Annotated in this window: 18 protein-coding genes; 8 read left to right on the forward strand and 10 right to left on the reverse strand. The window is 65.0% G+C overall.

Features of this window, described 5'->3' with window-relative positions:
- Positions 1–54 precede the first annotated feature (54 nt).
- Positions 55–885, forward strand: coding sequence for a helix-turn-helix transcriptional regulator (locus AB0M74_RS03670; RefSeq protein ID WP_364901248.1), 831 nt, complete (start codon positions 55–57; stop codon positions 883–885).
- Here the strand turns inward: AB0M74_RS03670 and AB0M74_RS03675 are convergent, their stop codons facing one another.
- The 3 genes from AB0M74_RS03675 to AB0M74_RS03685 all read right to left on the reverse strand — a co-directional run bounded on the left by AB0M74_RS03675 (position 886) and on the right by AB0M74_RS03685 (position 3,625).
- Entirely contained in the window at positions 886–1,509 is a 624-nt protein-coding gene (locus AB0M74_RS03675) for a hypothetical protein (RefSeq protein ID WP_364901250.1), read from the reverse strand.
- Positions 1,510–1,589: 80 nt separating this feature from the next.
- The gene (locus AB0M74_RS03680) at positions 1,590–2,351 is read right to left on the reverse strand and encodes an ABC transporter permease (RefSeq protein WP_364901252.1); all 762 of its coding nucleotides are present in this window, start codon (positions 2,349–2,351) and stop codon (positions 1,590–1,592) included.
- Positions 2,348–3,625 carry a glycosyltransferase gene (locus AB0M74_RS03685; protein WP_364901254.1) on the reverse strand — a complete coding sequence of 426 codons (1,278 nt, stop codon included), beginning with the start codon at positions 3,623–3,625 and terminating at the stop codon, positions 2,348–2,350. The genes AB0M74_RS03680 and AB0M74_RS03685 overlap by 4 nt, the downstream gene beginning before the upstream one ends.
- 118 nt (positions 3,626–3,743) lie before the next feature.
- Here AB0M74_RS03685 and AB0M74_RS03690 point away from each other — a divergent pair, with 118 nt between their 5' ends.
- From AB0M74_RS03690 to AB0M74_RS03700, 3 genes are all read left to right on the forward strand, one after another.
- Positions 3,744–6,311 carry a cytochrome P450 gene (locus AB0M74_RS03690; RefSeq protein WP_364901256.1) on the forward strand — a complete coding sequence of 856 codons (2,568 nt, stop codon included), beginning with the start codon at positions 3,744–3,746 and terminating at the stop codon, positions 6,309–6,311.
- A gap of 312 nt (positions 6,312–6,623) precedes the next feature.
- On the forward strand, positions 6,624–7,340 hold the full coding sequence (locus AB0M74_RS03695; RefSeq protein WP_364901258.1) for a hypothetical protein: 717 nt from the start codon (positions 6,624–6,626) through the stop codon (positions 7,338–7,340).
- 391 nt (positions 7,341–7,731) lie between these two features.
- On the forward strand, positions 7,732–8,487 hold the full coding sequence (locus AB0M74_RS03700) for an enoyl-CoA hydratase/isomerase family protein (RefSeq protein ID WP_364901260.1): 756 nt from the start codon (positions 7,732–7,734) through the stop codon (positions 8,485–8,487).
- 88 nt (positions 8,488–8,575) lie between these two features.
- Here the strand turns inward: AB0M74_RS03700 and AB0M74_RS03705 are convergent, their stop codons facing one another.
- Positions 8,576–9,454 carry an LLM class F420-dependent oxidoreductase gene (locus AB0M74_RS03705; RefSeq protein WP_364901262.1) on the reverse strand — a complete coding sequence of 293 codons (879 nt, stop codon included), beginning with the start codon at positions 9,452–9,454 and terminating at the stop codon, positions 8,576–8,578.
- A 283-nt stretch (positions 9,455–9,737) separates the two neighbouring features.
- On the opposite strand from AB0M74_RS03705, the gene AB0M74_RS03710 reads away from it, so the two are divergent.
- The gene (locus AB0M74_RS03710) at positions 9,738–10,778 is read left to right on the forward strand and encodes a 2-oxoglutarate and iron-dependent oxygenase domain-containing protein (protein WP_364901936.1); all 1,041 of its coding nucleotides are present in this window, start codon (positions 9,738–9,740) and stop codon (positions 10,776–10,778) included.
- Between the two features lie 3 nt (positions 10,779–10,781).
- On the opposite strand, the gene AB0M74_RS03715 is transcribed toward AB0M74_RS03710, so the two are convergent.
- Entirely contained in the window at positions 10,782–11,648 is an 867-nt protein-coding gene (locus tag AB0M74_RS03715; RefSeq protein WP_364901264.1) for a MetQ/NlpA family ABC transporter substrate-binding protein, read from the reverse strand.
- Between the two features lie 167 nt (positions 11,649–11,815).
- On the opposite strand from AB0M74_RS03715, the gene AB0M74_RS03720 reads away from it, so the two are divergent.
- From AB0M74_RS03720 to AB0M74_RS03730, 3 genes are read left to right on the forward strand one after another with little or no spacing between them, the layout of a single operon-like run.
- Entirely contained in the window at positions 11,816–12,691 is an 876-nt protein-coding gene (locus AB0M74_RS03720) for a MetQ/NlpA family ABC transporter substrate-binding protein (protein WP_364901266.1), read from the forward strand.
- Entirely contained in the window at positions 12,688–13,704 is a 1,017-nt protein-coding gene (locus AB0M74_RS03725) for a methionine ABC transporter ATP-binding protein (RefSeq protein ID WP_364901269.1), read from the forward strand. The genes AB0M74_RS03720 and AB0M74_RS03725 overlap by 4 nt, the downstream gene beginning before the upstream one ends.
- Before the next feature lie 11 nt (positions 13,705–13,715).
- A complete protein-coding gene (locus AB0M74_RS03730) occupies positions 13,716–14,378 on the forward strand; it encodes a methionine ABC transporter permease (RefSeq protein WP_364901272.1) in 663 nt (220 codons plus the stop codon).
- Positions 14,379–14,451: 73 nt separating this feature from the next.
- Here the strand turns inward: AB0M74_RS03730 and AB0M74_RS03735 are convergent, their stop codons facing one another.
- From AB0M74_RS03735 to AB0M74_RS03755, 5 genes are all read right to left on the reverse strand, one after another.
- Positions 14,452–14,892, reverse strand: coding sequence for a DUF4189 domain-containing protein (locus tag AB0M74_RS03735; RefSeq protein WP_364901274.1), 441 nt, complete (start codon positions 14,890–14,892; stop codon positions 14,452–14,454).
- A 123-nt stretch (positions 14,893–15,015) separates the two neighbouring features.
- The gene (locus AB0M74_RS03740) at positions 15,016–15,249 is read right to left on the reverse strand and encodes a DoxX family protein (protein WP_364901276.1); all 234 of its coding nucleotides are present in this window, start codon (positions 15,247–15,249) and stop codon (positions 15,016–15,018) included.
- The gene (locus AB0M74_RS03745) at positions 15,237–15,440 is read right to left on the reverse strand and encodes a hypothetical protein (RefSeq protein WP_364901278.1); all 204 of its coding nucleotides are present in this window, start codon (positions 15,438–15,440) and stop codon (positions 15,237–15,239) included. Before AB0M74_RS03745 ends, AB0M74_RS03740 begins: the two co-directional genes overlap by 13 nt.
- Positions 15,441–15,521: 81 nt before the next feature.
- Positions 15,522–16,370 (reverse strand): HAD family hydrolase, encoded by an 849-nt coding sequence (locus AB0M74_RS03750; RefSeq protein WP_364901280.1) that lies wholly within the window; start codon positions 16,368–16,370, stop codon positions 15,522–15,524.
- Between the two features lie 119 nt (positions 16,371–16,489).
- Complete coding sequence (locus AB0M74_RS03755; RefSeq protein WP_364901281.1) at positions 16,490–16,708, reverse strand: hypothetical protein; 219 nt, start codon at positions 16,706–16,708, stop codon at positions 16,490–16,492.
- Positions 16,709–16,870: the final 162 nt, after the last annotated feature.

Raw genomic sequence — 16,870 nt, forward strand, 5'->3', positions numbered from 1 at the left:
CGATTACCAGGGATGTAATGGCGGCCGGTCCGGTCGCGCAGCGATACTTGCCGCATGGATGAGGATCGCCGGGTCGGTGCGCTGCTGCGAGAATGGCGCACTCGACGCAAGCTGAGTCAGCTCGAGCTGTCGATCCGGTCCGGGATCTCCGCCCGGCATATCAGTTTCGTCGAAACCGGACGGACGATCCCCAGCTCAGCAATGATCGAGCGATTCGCCGAGCATTTGAATATTCCACTGCGCGAACGCAATAGACTGCTGATTGCGGCCGGGCACGCGCCCACCTATCGACAGCGCCCGCTGGATGATCCGGACCTTGCCGAGGCCGAGGCCGCGGTACAGCGCGTGATGGACGCGCAGGAGCCCTACCCGGCACTGGCTCTCGATCGGCGCTGGAATCTCCTGTTCGCCAATACGGCCGCCGAGATCTTCTTCCACGATGTGCATGGGGCACTACTGGAGCCACCGATCAATATGATGCGACTCGGTGTGCACCCCGATGGATTCGCACCTCGGGTGCGCAATCTCGCTCAGGTTCGTGGCTTCCTGCTGCCGCGTCTCGCGCGCCAGGCCGCACATACCGGTGATCCCGAACTCGCGGCGTTGCACGAGGAATTGAGCCACTACGCCACCGGCCACGACCTGGTGCGCATCGACCCGGCCGAGGTCGCGCTGACCATCCAGCTGCGCCATCGCGGCATGGATCTCTCGCTGTTCAGCACCATCACGACGTTCGGCGCGGCCTTCGACGTCACGCTGGAGGAGATCACGGTCGAGTCCTTCTTTCCCGCAGATGCCGCGACCGCGGACTATCTGCATGCGCTCGCCCGCACGACCTCGGATCGTGCTGGCGCGCTGTCGGATTCGTCGGACTCCCACCGCTGATCAGATCGTCTCGGCCGCGCGAGCCCTACCTTCCTCGAAGAACGTGAGCAGGTCCGCCTCGGCGTTGACTTCCTCGCGCGGGAGCAGCGCACCGAACGGCGCGTTCCAGAATGCGCCACTGCGCGGTGTCCACGGCCCGACGTAGGCGTAGGGACCGGGATGGGCGTCGTCGCCGGGCGACACGCCATAGTTGACCTCGTTCAGGGTGCTGGAAAGATCGAAATGCTCCGGCCACAGCACCGCGGTGGCATCGGGAGCCAAGCAGCGCAGCGCAGCATTGCCGAGGGCGAACCAGTCGGCGATCATCGCTGCCGCCGCCGCGTCGACCATGATCGGGTCATCGGGGTCGACGCCGGTGGTGTCTTTGTACACACCCTGGGGCGCCTCCGGGTGAAAACCGGCTTTCGCGGCGACCTCGCGATATGTGCTCACCAGCGGGATACGACCCGCGGTGGTGACCAGCTCGGTGCCCACCACCGACACCGGCCAGCGCACACCGCCGAAACCGCCGAGCACCGACCGCAAACGAATGGTTCCGAACATCCGATATTGCGGGCCTGCGATCAGCAACTCCCCCGCGGCATGCAACGCCAGCCGGGTCTCCCGGTACTTTGCCTCGTCCACCCAACGAATCATTGCCGCTCAACAGATCGCCCGCAGGCGTTTCGGCACCGAAATCGTCCGAGCGCCGACCACACACCTGTTCAGCGGTGCGCCAACCGACCGAATACGGCACTTGCCCAGGCGAACCCGATCACGGCGAGACCGATACACCAGAACACGGCGACCGTGGCATCGTGCCCGGTGTCGGCGGAGTCGAGCAGCCCACGCACCGCGTCCACGACGGGTGTGGCCGGCTGATACTCGGCGAACCCGCGCAGCCATCCGGGCATGGTGGAGGTCTGCACGAAAGCGCTGCTGATGTACGGGATGAACATGATCGCGTAGGTGAGCCCACCGGCGGCCTCGGGGTTCTTCGCGACCAGTCCCAGCCCAACCGCGATCCAGGAGATCGCCAGGACGAACAGCGTGATCAGCGCGAACGCCGACAACCAGCCGACGACGCCGGTGTGAGGGCGATACCCCAGCACGAGCGCAACAGCGACCGCGATCGCGATGGCAGCCAGATTGCGCACGACGCCCTCGGCGACGTGCCCGGCCAGCACGGCCTGTTTGAACATCGGCAGGGTGCGGAACCGATCGATGCTGCCCCTGGTCATATCGGTCGACACGCTGGTGGCGGTGATCGACGAACCGAAACCCGTGCACAGCAACATGATTCCTGGCACCACATAGTCGAGGTAGGGTCCGCCGACATCGATCGCCCCACCGAAAACGTAGGTGAACAACATCATGACCAGGACCGGCATGAGCAGCGAGATGATCAGGGTATCGCGGCTGCGCAGGGTATGCCGCACGCAGCGCCGGAACATGACGGCGGTGTCGGTGGCAACGTGCGATATCACCGGGCGGTGGCCTCGATGATGTCGGCGGTGCGGGCGCTGGCGCCGTCTGCGCTCAGGGTCTCAGCGAATTCCATTGCGCGAGTTCTGCATTCTTTGTCGAGGAGGGTAGCAACGCCGTGCTCGAGGCGAGCCGTGGTGAGCTTCGTGAACTTCATGTGCGCACCGACGCCGAGTCGCTCGACCTGCCCGCCCCACATGGGCTGCTCGAACGACACCGAGCACACCAGCGTCGGCAGTCCGGCGCGCAAGCTTTCGAACAGCGTACCGATACCGCCGTGATGCACGGCAGCGGCGCAATGCGGAAAGACGATGTCGTGCGCGAACGATCCGACGACCTTCACATTCGGGTCGGCTTGCGCGGCAGCGACATCCAGATCGCTCCAGCCCGCGCTCACCAACGCACGCACGCCGAGCCGAGCCGACACCTCGGTGGCCATGCCCAACACGGCCGCGGTGTCCCGGATCGGCATGCTGCCGAAGCCGAAGAACACCGGCGGGTCCCCATCCTCGATCCAGGACAGAATGCCTGCATGGTCACCATCGAGGTCGCCGACCGCCGCACGGGCGGCGTCGTCGAGGGTCAGGAAACCAGTGAACGGCCTGCGCGCGTCCCATTGTTCGGGCAGCCCGGGGACGAGCGCTCGATCGTAGATCTGTACTTCCGGAACGCGCCTGCGCGCCAAGACCCCAGCGGTGCTCGCCATCGACTTCGGCAGGCCCAGTGTCGCTCGCAGATCGTTGAGGTAGCGCATGAACACCACGCGGCGCAGATTCTCCGCGAACACCCAGGTCGCGCGGTTCAGCGGCGCGGGGGGCCGCCACCGCGGTGGTAGCGCGCCAGGAAATGGATAGGCGCCATTGGCACGGCAGGGGAAGTAGTGCAGGCTGACAAGCGGCACGTCCATCGCTTCGGCGACCGAACTCGCCCGGTCCTCGGTGACGGTACTCGCGACGATCAGGTCGGCGCCCGCGCACACGTCGATGACCTCACGGTTCATCTGCTCGGCGTAGCCCGCCATCTGTCGAGCAACCAGTTGCATCAGGCGCAGGGTGTTGCCCGCTGCCAGCGCCTGCTGCCCCGCGTCGGAGCTGTAGAGCTGCTGCACATCCGGCCCGCACGAGCGCGCGGCGAGTCCCGTGCCGGTGACGAAATCGACCAGGTTGGGCGGCGCGCCGAGCAGCACGTCGTGTCCGCGCCGCTGCAACTCGAGTCCCAGTGCCACGACCGGCTGAACGTCACCTCGGGTTCCGGTCAGTGGAATCGCTATTCTCACGGCGCTACTTTCGGTGCTGTTGTGGTCCCGTCGGCACGGTGCTCTTATCGAGGTTCGCCGGGTAGTCGACAGAATTGTGGGCTCTCGGCGAACCTCGCGCGTCGGTACAGTGCCCATTGTGCACATCGCTATGTTCATGGATTACCACCCGGCCACGCTCGGTGGTGTCCAGACTGCGGTCGGCTCGCTGTGTCGCGGGCTGGAGCGTGCGGGCCACCATGTGACCCTCTTCGTCGCACCGCTGCCGGGCAAAACCGCCGATTCCCCGCCGAACGTGGTCGAGCTCGAAGCGGTCGCCGGGCTCGAGGTGAACGGCTTCCCGGTGGTGCTGCCGACCAAGCGCAATGCCGAGTTGATCGACGCCGCTTTCGCCGCACACGGCCCGATCGAGGTCGTACACACGCACACCACCTACGGTGTCGCCATCTCCGGGATGAAAGCGGCACAGCGACATCGGCTTCCGCTGGTGCACACCGCCCAGAGCCGGGACGACGCGTTCATCGAACACACCTCGCCCGCGCCTTACGCGGCAGCATTGGCGATGCGCGCGCTACACGGCCGGTTCGTACCCCACAGCCACCATATGCCGCACCGGTCCGAGAGCCGCGCCGCACGCCACGCCTGGTGGACGATCGTCGGCCAGGCCCAGGTTGCCGACACGGTGATCGCGCCGACGCAGCATTTCGCCGACCTGATGGTCGCGCACGGGCTGACCCGCCCGATTCAGGTGGTGTCCAACGGCGTCGACGATCTCCTGCTGGAAAACCACAGCAGTCCGGTTTCCGGACAGCCGGCCGACGGGCCACTGCGGCTGGTGTGGAGTGGCCGACTTTCCACCGAGAAGCGCCTGCTCGACGCGATCGACGCGGTACGGCGCATCGACAACTGCACCCTCGATATCTTTGGCGATGGGGATTTGCGCGACGCTGCGGCCACAGCGATCGCCGAGCACCGCCTCGATCATCGAATCCGATTGCACGGCAGGGTCACTCAGGCAGAATCCCTCGACGCCATGGCCGGTGGCGATGCGCTGCTGTTCCCCTCCTACGGCTTCGACACGCAGGGCATGGTCCTGCTCGAGGCCGTAGCGGTGGGACTTCCGATCATCTACTGCGATCCCGATCTCGACGAGTCGGTGCCCAGCGGTGGCGGTGTCCGCACGGCGGATGCTTCGGCCGCGGGGATCGCCGCGATTATTGCCGAGCTGGCCGCCGATCGCGATGCGCTCGCCGAAATGCGGGCCGTGCTCGGCAAATACAGCGACTCGGTGCGGCAATCACAGCACACCGGCGCGGTGCTGAACATCTATCGACAGGCCGGCGAGATGTCCGCGCTCAGCCGCGGACTGGTGATGCCACAAGCTCTTTCGGAGGTGCCGACCGCGCCGGGGCGCCTGCCGCTGGTAGGACACAGTCTGCGGGCGTTGCGCGACGCCCCCGCGTTTGTGACGTCACTGTCCGACCTCGGGCCGGTCGTGCGGATATTCTTCGGCAAGCAAACCGGATACCTCCTCACCACCCCGGATCTGGTTCGCGAGGCAGGCATCGGCGACGCCGAACTCAATCGTGAAGACCTGCGCGAGGCGATCGAGGATATCGCGGGGGGATCGGTCAACGTCCTGCGCGGCGACGAACACAAGCTGCGACGCAGGATGATCGCACCCGCATTGCGTCAGAGCCGTCTCGCCGAGTACACGAGGTCGGCGGCCGATATCGCCGAAAGCTGGTCGGCGGGACTGCCATCGGGCGAGCGCGTGAATCTGATGGACGAGGCGCACGGCCTGATTCTCGACACGGTCTCCTCGACGCTGTTCACCGCGGAGTTCAGCGACGAAGCAAGACGCGAGATTCGGGACAATGTGCCATGGCTGCTCGGCCAGGTCATCCTGCGAACGGCATTACCGGCGCAGGTGCGCCGGCTGCGGGTAGTCGCGAACTGGCGGTGGCGCATGAAGGCGCGCCACCTGCGTAGCGCCATCGGGGAGGTGGTGTCGGAATATCGCCGCCGCGACGAGGATTTCAACGACGTGGTGTCCGCGCTCATTCGGCACACCGACAGTGAGACCGGAGCAACGCTGTCCGACGAGCACATCATCGATGAAGCGATCCTGATGCTGGCAGGTGGCGTCGGTTCGATGGCCTCGCTGACCGGATGGCTGTGGCACGAGGTGATGCGCCGGCCCCACATCGCCGAACAGCTCTATGCCGAACTCGACGCCGTCGTCGGAACCGGCCCCGTTCGACCGGAGCATCTCGCCACGCTCCCCTATCTGAAACAGGTTGTGGCGGAAACACTTCGCTTCTGGGGTCCGTGGATCAGCGCGGGCACTGCCGACGGAGACGTCACCATCGGTGGTCTCACCATCCCGGACGGCGCGGCAATCATGTTCAGCCCCTATATGGTTCAGCACGACAAGCGCTATTACGCCAACCCGGAGGCCTTCGACCCGGCGCGTTGGTCACCGGAGCGCGCCGACGGCATCGACAAGAAGGCCAACCTATCCTTCGGCGTCGGCCGCCGCCGCTGTCTCGGCGACCACTTCGCCTTGCTCGAGATCACCCTGGCCTCGGCAGCGCTGCTCGTTCGCTGGCGGCCGGCGCCCGATCCGAAGTACGTCGTGCGGGCCTCCAACCGAGACTTCGTCTTGTCACCCTCGGCGCTGCCGGTCACGCTGACCCCGAGATAGCAGTCGGGAACCTCTGTCGCAACACCCACGCCGACTGCTCGGCGCAGCCCTGCGGGTCCCGGGCGTCCGAGTCGCCTCCAGCAAGAACGCCGTCACGGACCTCCGCCACCGAACAAACGTGTCACTCATACTCGCGCACGGCAGCTTCGCTGTCAGCGCAGCTGCGCGGAGATGGCTTGCCCGGTACGCGATCCGGCATCCCCAAGTATGGAGGTGGGTCGGGTGAACCGATGGGTAAGTTACCAAAGACCGGTCGACACCCGACCAGCCAACCGGATACGCATCAGATGACTTCGAACGGCGGTGAATCGCTTGGTCCCCAACCTTTCCGCGTACATGTGCTCGATAAGAAATCATCTGGATATCTTGGTAAAAACATCGGGCGAAACAGTGACACGGGTCAAACTGGGAATCGCGGACGACCTGCGAGACAGTATCGGAACCGGTATTGTCGCAACGGATTCAGAGGAAGCGCTACTCTTGGCCCGAGCGTTGAATGTGACGGAGACTATACCATCGCCGTACGAGTTCGTCGCTCTCGAGCGGCAGCGTTACACCGACGCTCTGATGCACAGGGGCGAGATACTCGTGAAAAAGGCCGATAAACTCGTTCCAGCTCGGCCCGCGACCGAAGGAGAAATCGTGAAGTGCATCCTCCAGAGCGGCCACAAAGAAACGGACTATATCGCCAAGGCCAACGATATGGTAGTCACTCAACCGCGAGGTGAATTTACCGTCCACGATCCGAAGAGCTTCACCGCAGGGTTCGAGGCGACCGACCAACCAGGGATGTACCGGCCAATTGGCGTGTCTCGAGTTATCAAGAACGATACCGGATACCCCATAGCGACCATGGCGCCGTGGGGAAGAATCCAAACCGGCGACACAAATTGCAGTATTGCGGAGCGAATCCATGATGGGGATGAACCACACCTCGACCGGTACTTGCTCGGGAACGAGGAACGAATCACGAACTACAACAGACCAACGTCAGAATTACGGGCACGATTGGAACAAAACGAATCTTGACAAGATCGCGACCTGTTCGCGGGCTCGGGCCACGGAGGTGGTGCGGGAGCGAACACCGAGTCCGGCATAGATGCGGACCCGAGGGGATGCGACGGTGGTTTCGCTGAGAAGAGCTAATTTGACGATCTCCGGTTGGAGCCGCCGTCGGCGACCCGCAGGGTGGATGTCGCAGTGCCGTTGAGCCGTGAACTGTTGTGGCCGCGCTCCGTCTGAGATCGAGGACGATCTCGGCGCATCACGTGGCCCCGTGATGTCGTGCAGCAGCCAGCAGCGAGTACTGCACGGCCAGCGCCGTTCCCCGCTGGTCCGCGGGGATCCCCTGCCCCACACCACAGTTGCCGGACTCCGTTAAGGTTCGCTCAGTCACTTCCACAACGTTCTGGAGTCCCGAGTGAGCGATGACCTTGCGATCGAGCTGCGCGACGATCATGTGGCAGTGGTGGAATTCTCGCGGCCACCGTACAACTACTTCGACACCGCGCTGATCAGATCCCTGGCAGATGCGTACGCGGCGCTGGACACAGACTCCGACTGCCGGGCAATTGTTCTGTGCTCCACCGGAAAACACTTCTGCGCCGGAGCCGACTTCGCTGGACCGGGGATCGGCGATCCGCGCGAGCTGTATGCGGAGGCCGCGCGGCTGTTCGAGGTCGGCACCCCGACGGTGGCGACCGTGCACGGCGCGGCGATCGGAGGTGGGCTCGGGCTGGCGCTGTCGGCCGACTTCCGGGTCGCCACTCGTGAGACGCGATTCATCGCCAATTTCGCCAGACTCGGCATCCACCACGGGTTCGGGCTCACCGTCACACTGCCCGCGGTCATCGGCGCACAGAAGTCTCTCGACCTACTGACCACCGGTCGGGCCGTCGACGGGGCCGAAGCCGAATCCATCGGCCTGTGCGATCGACTGACCACCGCGAGCACACTGCGCGACGAGGCCATCGCACTGGCCGCCCAGCTCGCGGCCAACGCGCCGCTGGCGGTGCGCTCGATCCGCACCACATTGCGCGGCGATCTAGCCGAAAAGATCCGCGCTGCAACCGATCACGAGGCCGCACAGCAGGCGGAGCTGATGCACAGCGCCGACTTCGCGGAAGGTGTCCGTGCGGTCAGCGAGCGCCGGGCGCCGAAGTTCACCGCCTCCTGAAGACTGCCTTTGGTCACCAGGCGCCGCCGACCGACAGTGAATTCGCACCGAGGGTCGCTGCCGAGGCGTTGTCGAGTGCCCATGGAAGTCAGCTGTGCTGGTTCTGCAATTGCCTTACCAATCCCAAACGTTCGGCGAATTCGGACATCTTGTCCAGCTGTTGGCCGGGAACGCCCGGTGGGAGTCCGACGACGATTCGGGTCACGCCGCGCGCGGCCGAAGCATCGATCTGTTCGGCGGTCAGGTCGACGGTCCCCCAACGGGTGTATTCGAGCGCCGCGGGATCGCGGCCTGCCTCCACAGCTGACGCCTTGGCCAGATCCCACTGAATGTCACGTTCGGGCTCGGGCAGCATCCCGCCGGCGAAATAGCCGTCACCGCACCGACCGGTCCGACGCGCCGCCGCTCGACTGCTGCCACCGATATGGATCGGAAGCTCGCTCCCCCCTATGGGTTTCGGGAAGCTGCACAGATTGTCGAAGTCGAAGAACTCGCCGTGATAGCCGACACCCTCCGGCCCGCCCGACCACAACAGGCGCATAACGTCGATCGCTTCGTCGGCGCGTCTGCCGCGGGTGGCGAAGTCCACCCCCGTCGCTTGCGCCTCGCCCGGCAGGAATCCGAGCCCGACGGTGAGCAGCCGCATTCGCCCGCCGGACAGCACATCGATCGTCGTGAGCCGCTTGGCCAGCACCACCGGGTGCCGATACGGCAGCAGCAATACACCCGTGCCCAGCAGAATCCGTCGGGTCGACGCGGCGACGAAGCTCAGGCTGTCGAGCGGGTCGAAATACGGCAGCGTCGGCGGCAGCTCGTTCCCGCCGTATGTGGCACCGGGGTACAGCGCGATGTGATCCGGCAGATACAGGCCCTCGAAACCACAGTTCTCGGCATGCACAGCAAACGCGGTGAGCCTGTCGGGGTCGATGCCGTTGAACGGCGTGCTGTAGCTGATCGCGAACTTCATGGGCGGTCCTCGGATGTTCGATTCGGACGAAGCGCGGCCCTTGCGTGCAGCCGGCGACCGCAACGCTAAACGTTGCCGCCGAGGTCAACGCAAACCTCGGACCAGCAAGCCAGAGACTTGTCGCTAGCACCGAACGGGTTATTTTCGCCTCCGTGTGCGAGCCCCACACCGGAGCGATATGCCGTTGTGCGGCTTTACGCGATCGTGACCCGAATGACCGAACACGGCATCCATCCGGCGACAAGCTGGATGGATCCCCCTCGGCCAGGAAAGGACATACATGATGGAGTTCCATGTTCCCGTCATCGACATCTCGTCCTACGTCGAGCGGGCAAGCGACGCCGAGCGGGCCGCGGTCGCCCGCCAGGTGGATACGGCCGCCGGCACGGTCGGGTGCATGCAGATTCGCGGGCACCGCATCGCCCGGTCGGTCCTCGACGATTTCGCCGCCGCGCTGGACGACTTCTTCGCCCTCGATCCGGCGGCCAAACAGCAGTACCGGACCGCCGTCGAGTTCAACCGCGGTTACACGCCGCCGAAAAGCGAGAACCTGAGCTCGAGTCTCGGGGTGAGGTCGGCGACACGGATGAACGATTACTTCGAAGCGTTCAATGTCGGCACCACCACGGCCGACTACCCGGGCCTGGACTTGCCCGCGGCGGCAGGCTATGCCGATAACGTCTGGCCCGCAGAGTTGTCCACATTTCGGCAGCCGGTCCGGGCGTACTTCGCCGAGGCCGCGCGCGTCGCGCGTACCCTCACCACCATTTTCGCCGACGCCCTCGACCTGCCCGCCGGATATTTCGACCGGTTCACCGATCACTCGCTGGAGGTGCTGCGGATGAACAACTACGCCCTCCCTCCGGGCACGGTCGACCTCGACGGCGAGCTCCAGGGCATGGGCGCGCACACCGATTACGGCATCGTCACCGTGCTGTGGGCCGACCGGGTTCCGGGCCTGCAGGTACTCGGTACGGACGGACGCTGGCACAATGTACAGCCTGCCGAGGACGCACTGCTGGTCAACCTCGGCGACTTGATGGCGCGCTGGACCAACGAACGCTGGCTGTCTACGCTGCACCGGGTCATGCCACCGATCGTCGACGGCACCATCGAACGCCGCCGCAGCGCCGCGTTCTTCCACGACGGCAATTTCGACGCGGTGATCGAGACGCTACCTTCGTGCATCGGTGCGGGCAGCAAATACGCGCCGATCACGGTTTCCGAGCATGTGCAGGCGAAGCTGGCCGGTTCGCGTGCGCTGCAACCGAATACGAACGCACAGCGCGAGGCTGCCCGAGTGCTGTCCGCGATGGACAGCTGAGACCTACCTGCGGAATTTCGCTTCGAGTTCTGTCAATGTGGCCTGCAGGTCCGCGGGATCGTTTGTCTTGAACACCCCCTCGTAGCCGGTCTCGGCGCGCACGGCCGCCTCCACCTCGGGGTCGTGGTACAACTTCGCGAGGGCTACCAGTTTCGGGTTGTCCTTGTCCGCCGCGCGGGCGGCGAAGATATTGATGTACTGCTTCAGCTCCGGCCGCTCGGGGTCGTCGGCGAAAATCACTTCTTTGGTGGTCAGACCGGCGGGGCGCGCGAAGGTGTCATCGACGAATGCCGCGTCTGCGCTATCGAGCGAGGGCGCGGTCAGCGTGGGGTCGATGGCGGTCAGGCGCACCGTGGACGCTGCGGTGTCGACGTCCTCGATCGTGGAGTCCCAGCTCGCGCCGCCCCGCAGCACGATCAAGCCCGCTGCCGACAGCGTCAGCAGCGGCCGCACCTGGTTGGCTGGATTATTGCTGAGCGTGATCTGACCCCCTTTCGGAATATCGTTGACCGACTTGTACTTCCGCGAGTAGAGGGTGAGCGGGAAGATCTCGGTGGCACCGATCGGCACCAGAGTGTCGTTGTTGCGGACATTGTAGTTGGCCAGATACCGCACGTGCTGGAACTTGTTGAGGTCCACCCGCTTCTGCGACAACGCGGGGTTCGGCTGGTTGTAGTCGGTGAAGTTGACGTACTCGACCGTAATGCCCTGTTCGGCGGCCTTCTTCTGGTAGACCGCCCAGTGCGGCAGCGCGATGTCGTTCACACCGACACGGACCACATCCGGACTGCGCTCGTCACCGCATGCGACCGCCCCGGCGGCAAGAGCGAACAGAATCGGGATCACCGCAACACGGCGCAGTACTCGCATTGTTCGCAAATTAGACGCCCGTCCAAGAGTTCGCGAGAGTTTTGCTCAACACAATTCAAACCGTTGCCGCACTTCCGGACACACCGCTTGGATTACCGGGTTCAGAAAGCGCTCGATCGGGCACGGGTCCGACGGGCGGATGTTGCGACAAGCATTCGGGAGCACGAGTGAAATTCCATCGGGTACTGGCGATCCCGGTCCTGGTTGCCACCGCGGCCTTCACCCTTACGGCGTGCGGCTCCGACGACCGAGCCTCCTCCGACACGGTAGTGCGCATCGGCACCACCGACAAGGACAAGGCCTGGGACGTCTTCGAGCAGAAGGCGAAGGAGCAGGGCATCGCCCTGAAGATCACCAACTTCTCGGACTACAAGCAGCCGAATCTCGCGCTGTCGCAGAAGCAGATCGATGTGAATCTGTTTCAGCACCTGCAGTTCCTCGGCGCATACAACGTCGCGAACAATGCGGATCTGACCCCGATCGGCTCCACCTATATCGTGCCGCTCGGCCTGTACTCCAAGAGGCACAAGACCGTCGCCGAACTGCCACAGGGCGCCGAAATCGCGATCCCGAACGACCCGACCAATCAGGCCCGGGCACTGTTCGTGCTGCAGGCCGCGGGTCTGTTGAAGCTGTCGTCGGACACCAGGGCGCCCTCGCCCGCCGATATCGACAAGGGCGCGTCCAAGGTCAAGGTGACCCCGGTCGACGCGGCGCAGACGGCGCTGTCGCTGGCCTCGGTCGACGGATCGATCATCAACAACACCTTTCTCGACCGCTCCGGCATCGACCCCAATTCGGCACTGTACAAGGATGATCCGAAGAATCCGTCCGCGGAGCCGTACATCAATGCGCTGGTGACAAGGGCCGAGGACAAGAACAACCCGAGGTACCAGAAACTCGTCGAGCTCTGGCACTCCCCCGAGGTCCAGCAGGCCCATTCCGAGGTGACCAAGGGCACGGCGGTCGAGGTGCGGCGCAACGGTCCCGAGCTGGAGCAGATCCTGCAGCGGGTGCAGCAGACCATCCGCGACGGCAAGTGAGCGAGCATCAGGTCCCCGCAGTCGAATTCCGTTCGGTCACCAAGGCTTTCGGTAAAGGCGCAGATCGGCATATCGCGCTCGACAGCATCGATCTACGGATCGGCAAGGGTGAGATCTTCGGCGTGATCGGCTATTCCGGGGCGGGCAAGAGCACGCTGGTACGACTGATCAACGCACTGGAGAAGCCGACGAGCGGCACCATCGAGGTCTCCGGCACTCCCATCACGGGGGTGCGGGAGGCCGATGTGCGGCGGATCCGCCGGGACATCGGCATGGTGTTCCAGCAGTTCAACCTGTTCCGATCGCGCACAGCTGCAGGGAATATCGAGTATCCGTTGAAGGTGGCCCGCTGGCCTCGGGTCGAGCGCAAGGCGCGCGTCGCTGAACTGCTCGAGTTCGCCGGCCTGTCCGAGAAGGCACGCAGCTACCCCGATCAGCTCTCCGGTGGACAGAAGCAGCGCGTCGGCATCGCGCGCGCCCTCGCCACCTCGCCGTCGTTGCTGCTCGCGGACGAATCGACCTCGGCGCTGGACCCGGAGACCACCCGGGAGGTGCTGCGGCTACTGAAGAAGATCAATCACGAGCTCGGCGTCACCATCGTGGTGATCACCCACGAGATGGATGTCATCCGCGCGGTGGCCGATCGTGTCGCAGTGCTCGCCGAGGGTCGAATCGTGGAGCTGGCCAGCACTTTCGACGTCTTCGCCGACCCGAAGGCGACGCCGACTCGATCGTTCGTGGACACCGTGCTGCACAACCGGCCCAGCGACGAGGAGCTCCGCAGACTCGGCGAACTGCACGGCGGCAGGCTGGTCACCGTCGACATCGACGACAAGCGCGGGATCGGCGCGGCACTGGCCACGGCGACCAACGCACAGGTCCGGTTCGAGGTGGTCTACGGCGGGGTGAGCACGTTGCAGGACAAGACATTCGGCAGCGTCACGCTGGCTTTGCACGGGCCCGACGATGCGGTCGACAAGGTGGTCGACGAGCTCGATCGCCGATCGGTCTGAAAGGAGCAAGCATGCATACCGATTGGGACAAACTGCGGCCGGTGCTACAGGAAGCGATCGGCACCACCGTCTATCTGGTACTGCTCACCTTCGTGATCGGCGGACTGATCGGGCTGGTCCTCGGGACCGCGCTGTACACCACCCGCAAGGGCGGACTGCTCGCGAACGCCCCGATCTACTTCCTGCTCAACGTGCTCGTTAACGTGGTGCGGCCGATTCCGTTCATCATTCTGCTCGCGGCCCTCGGGCCGGTGACCCTGGAAGTGGTCGGCACCACCATCGGCACCGAGGCTGCCGCCTTCGTCATGATCGTGGCCGCATCGTTCGGCATCGCGCGCATCGTGGAGCAGAACCTGGTCACCGTCGATCCCGGCGTCATCGAGGCGGCACGGGCCGTCGGCGCCGGACCGCTGCGGATCATTCTGACGCTGCTCATCCCGGAGGCACTCGGCCCGCTGGTGCTCGGCTACACCTTCGTGATCGTCGCGATCGTCGATATGTCGGCCATGGCGGGCACCGTCGGTGGCGGCGGACTCGGCGACTTCGCGCTGGTCTACGGCTATCAGCGGTTCGACTGGCAGGTCACGCTGGTTGCGACACTGATCATCATCGCGGGTGTTCAGGGAATCCAGTTCTTCGGCAATTTCCTGGCCAGGAAAGTATTGCGGCGCTGAAACATCGAGGCGCGCGGCGAGCTGTCGAGGCAGTCCACCGCGCGCCTCGGTGGAGGTCGGTTCGCGTCGGCGGTCAGCGCGCGTTGGCCGTGCACTCCGATGTGAGGATCTGCGCGCGGCTCGGCGCCGCACTGCCCAGTGCCGCACTACCTGGTGCGGCACTACCCGTCGCCGCACTTCCGAGTGCCGTTAGCAACGGTGACGGGTCGGGGCCGAGAGCAACGAGCGCACCCTGCTCGGCCTCTATCCGCGAGTTTCCCCATGCCCATTTGTAGCTGCCGTCGCGCACCGCGATCGCGCCGCAACCGTTGACGAAGCGCACGACGACCCTGCAGTCGCGCCTGCCGCATTCCAACATCGCCCGCTGATCGGACTTCTCGTAACTCGAATAGTTGGCTCCGGCGCCGACGACCGCGCTGCCCGAGCCGAACGAGATCGCCAGCGACCCGTAGAGGTCGCCCGCCGCGCCTGCGGTCGCTGATCCGAGAGCGACGAACGCGGTCGCGGATGACACGACCACGCCAAGGGCCGTCCTGCCCGACACAAACATGATGACTTCTCCTGTACACCGACGTAACTATCAACCAGATCATCATCCGGCCGTCATCGATTTTCCAAGCCTGGGACTATCGCGACATCATTCGGCTCCGCAGCGGGGCCACCGCTCGCCAGTCAGCGGGCCAGTCACCAGCGCGACGACGAACATGAGCGTCAGATGCAGTGGCGCGGAAACCTCTTCGTATATCGGGGCGTCATCGATGATGTGTGTAGTCACCGCTCCGGTCAATACCAGCACCAACATCGCGGCGCCGAGGAAGCGGGTCTGTCTGCGCGGAATCACCAGTAGCACTGCGGCAATCAGCTCCAACACGCCGAGACGTAGCGCATGTTCGGGTCGAAGCCCCAGCCAGCGAATTTCTCCGAATACGCCGGGCCGAATAAGGTCGGCCCCGGCCAGAATTTCGTCGCGAAGCCGACAAAGAACTCGAACCCGAGAAACCAGTAGGCGGCCGAACGCAGCAAGGCCGATGATGGGTGTCGCGACATGTCTTCCTCCAGCAAGTGCGCCGCCACCGGCGGCGGCGACGGGTGGATCCCGTCCTCGCTATGACCGTGTGCGGCGGAGGGATGCGACATGCCCTGTCAGAACCAGCGGGACAGCAGCGTGGCAAGACCGTCCTCCGCGACCGATGGACAGACTTCGTCGGCAACCACCCGGACCACCTCCGGCGCCTGGCCCATGGCGACGCCGTGCGCAGCCCACGCCAGCATCTCGAGATCGTTGGTGCCGTCGCCGACGGCGAGCGTGTCAGCTGCCGACACACCCACACGGACCCGAAGCGCTTCCAGCGCAGAACCTTTGGTGACACCGATCGGGCTGATATCCATCCACGCCCCGTCCACCTCGTACACGCAGTGCGCGCCCGGCACCTGCACACCCGCCAGCGCGGCCGCCAGATCGATACGCGTGCGGTCGGGCCAGTGCACTGTCAGCCTGGTACTCGGGGTGGCCACCAATTCGTCGACGTCCACCACGCGCACGGCCCCACCGAAATCCGGCAGTCCGGGAATATGCAGGGTGGTGCGCTCCCCGACCCCGACCTCCTCTACGGTGAACACCGCGCCGGGCAATACTTCCCGGAGCACAGAGACCGGCTCTACCAGATCGAACACGGCTTGGTCGAGCACCGCCCCGGTCGCCGCATCGATCGACACCGCGCCGTTCGAGCAGATCGCGGTGCCGGCCGACAGCCCGAGCTCGGCCAAGAAGGGCAGCGTGGCGATCGTCGAACGCCCCGTTGACAACACCACGTGGGCGTCGGAGCGCAACACCGCGCCGATGGCCGCCCGCACCGCGGGGGTCATCGTGGTGTGCGCGAGGATCGGACTCACGCCATATCCAGAACACAGCGTGCCATCGATATCCAAGGCCACCAGGCGAGGCCGCCAATCCGGCGCAGGCACCAGATCGGATGGTGCCGACGCTCCCATCGCGCTCCCCTTCCAGCCGCACCGTCGACCCGCGGCCTCAGCTCGGCACGGGGAGGTCGGACGCATTCGATCGTACGGGCGCCGCGCCTGCGGAACACTCGAATAGCCCGGGAACGGCGCTACCCGGCACCCGGCGTGGTCGTGGTCCGAATACAGAACGGCTGGCAGGGACCCGACGTGGACGGCACCGTGGTCGTCGGTCCGTCCTCGAAATCATCGGTGCTCACCAACACCATCACCAGCACGGCGAAAAACAGCACGGCGGCAAGAAGAATCACGACCCACCCCCAGCGTGGCTGACGGTCCCGCGAGAACTCGTGGATCTCCAACCAGAACATCGCCCGCTTCTTCCGACTCCTGCCCCATCATCGCAGGTCCACGATGCGACTTCACGCAAGTGGCACATGAATTCGGCAAACGCGAGCATGCTCCATGCACCGGACAATCCGCCCCGGAATGCACAAAACGCCCCGACCACCGGCCGGGGCGTTCGGGCGGGT

The organism is Nocardia sp. NPDC051463, from assembly GCF_040681975.1.
Classification (GTDB): Bacteria; Actinomycetota; Actinomycetes; order Mycobacteriales; family Mycobacteriaceae; genus Nocardia.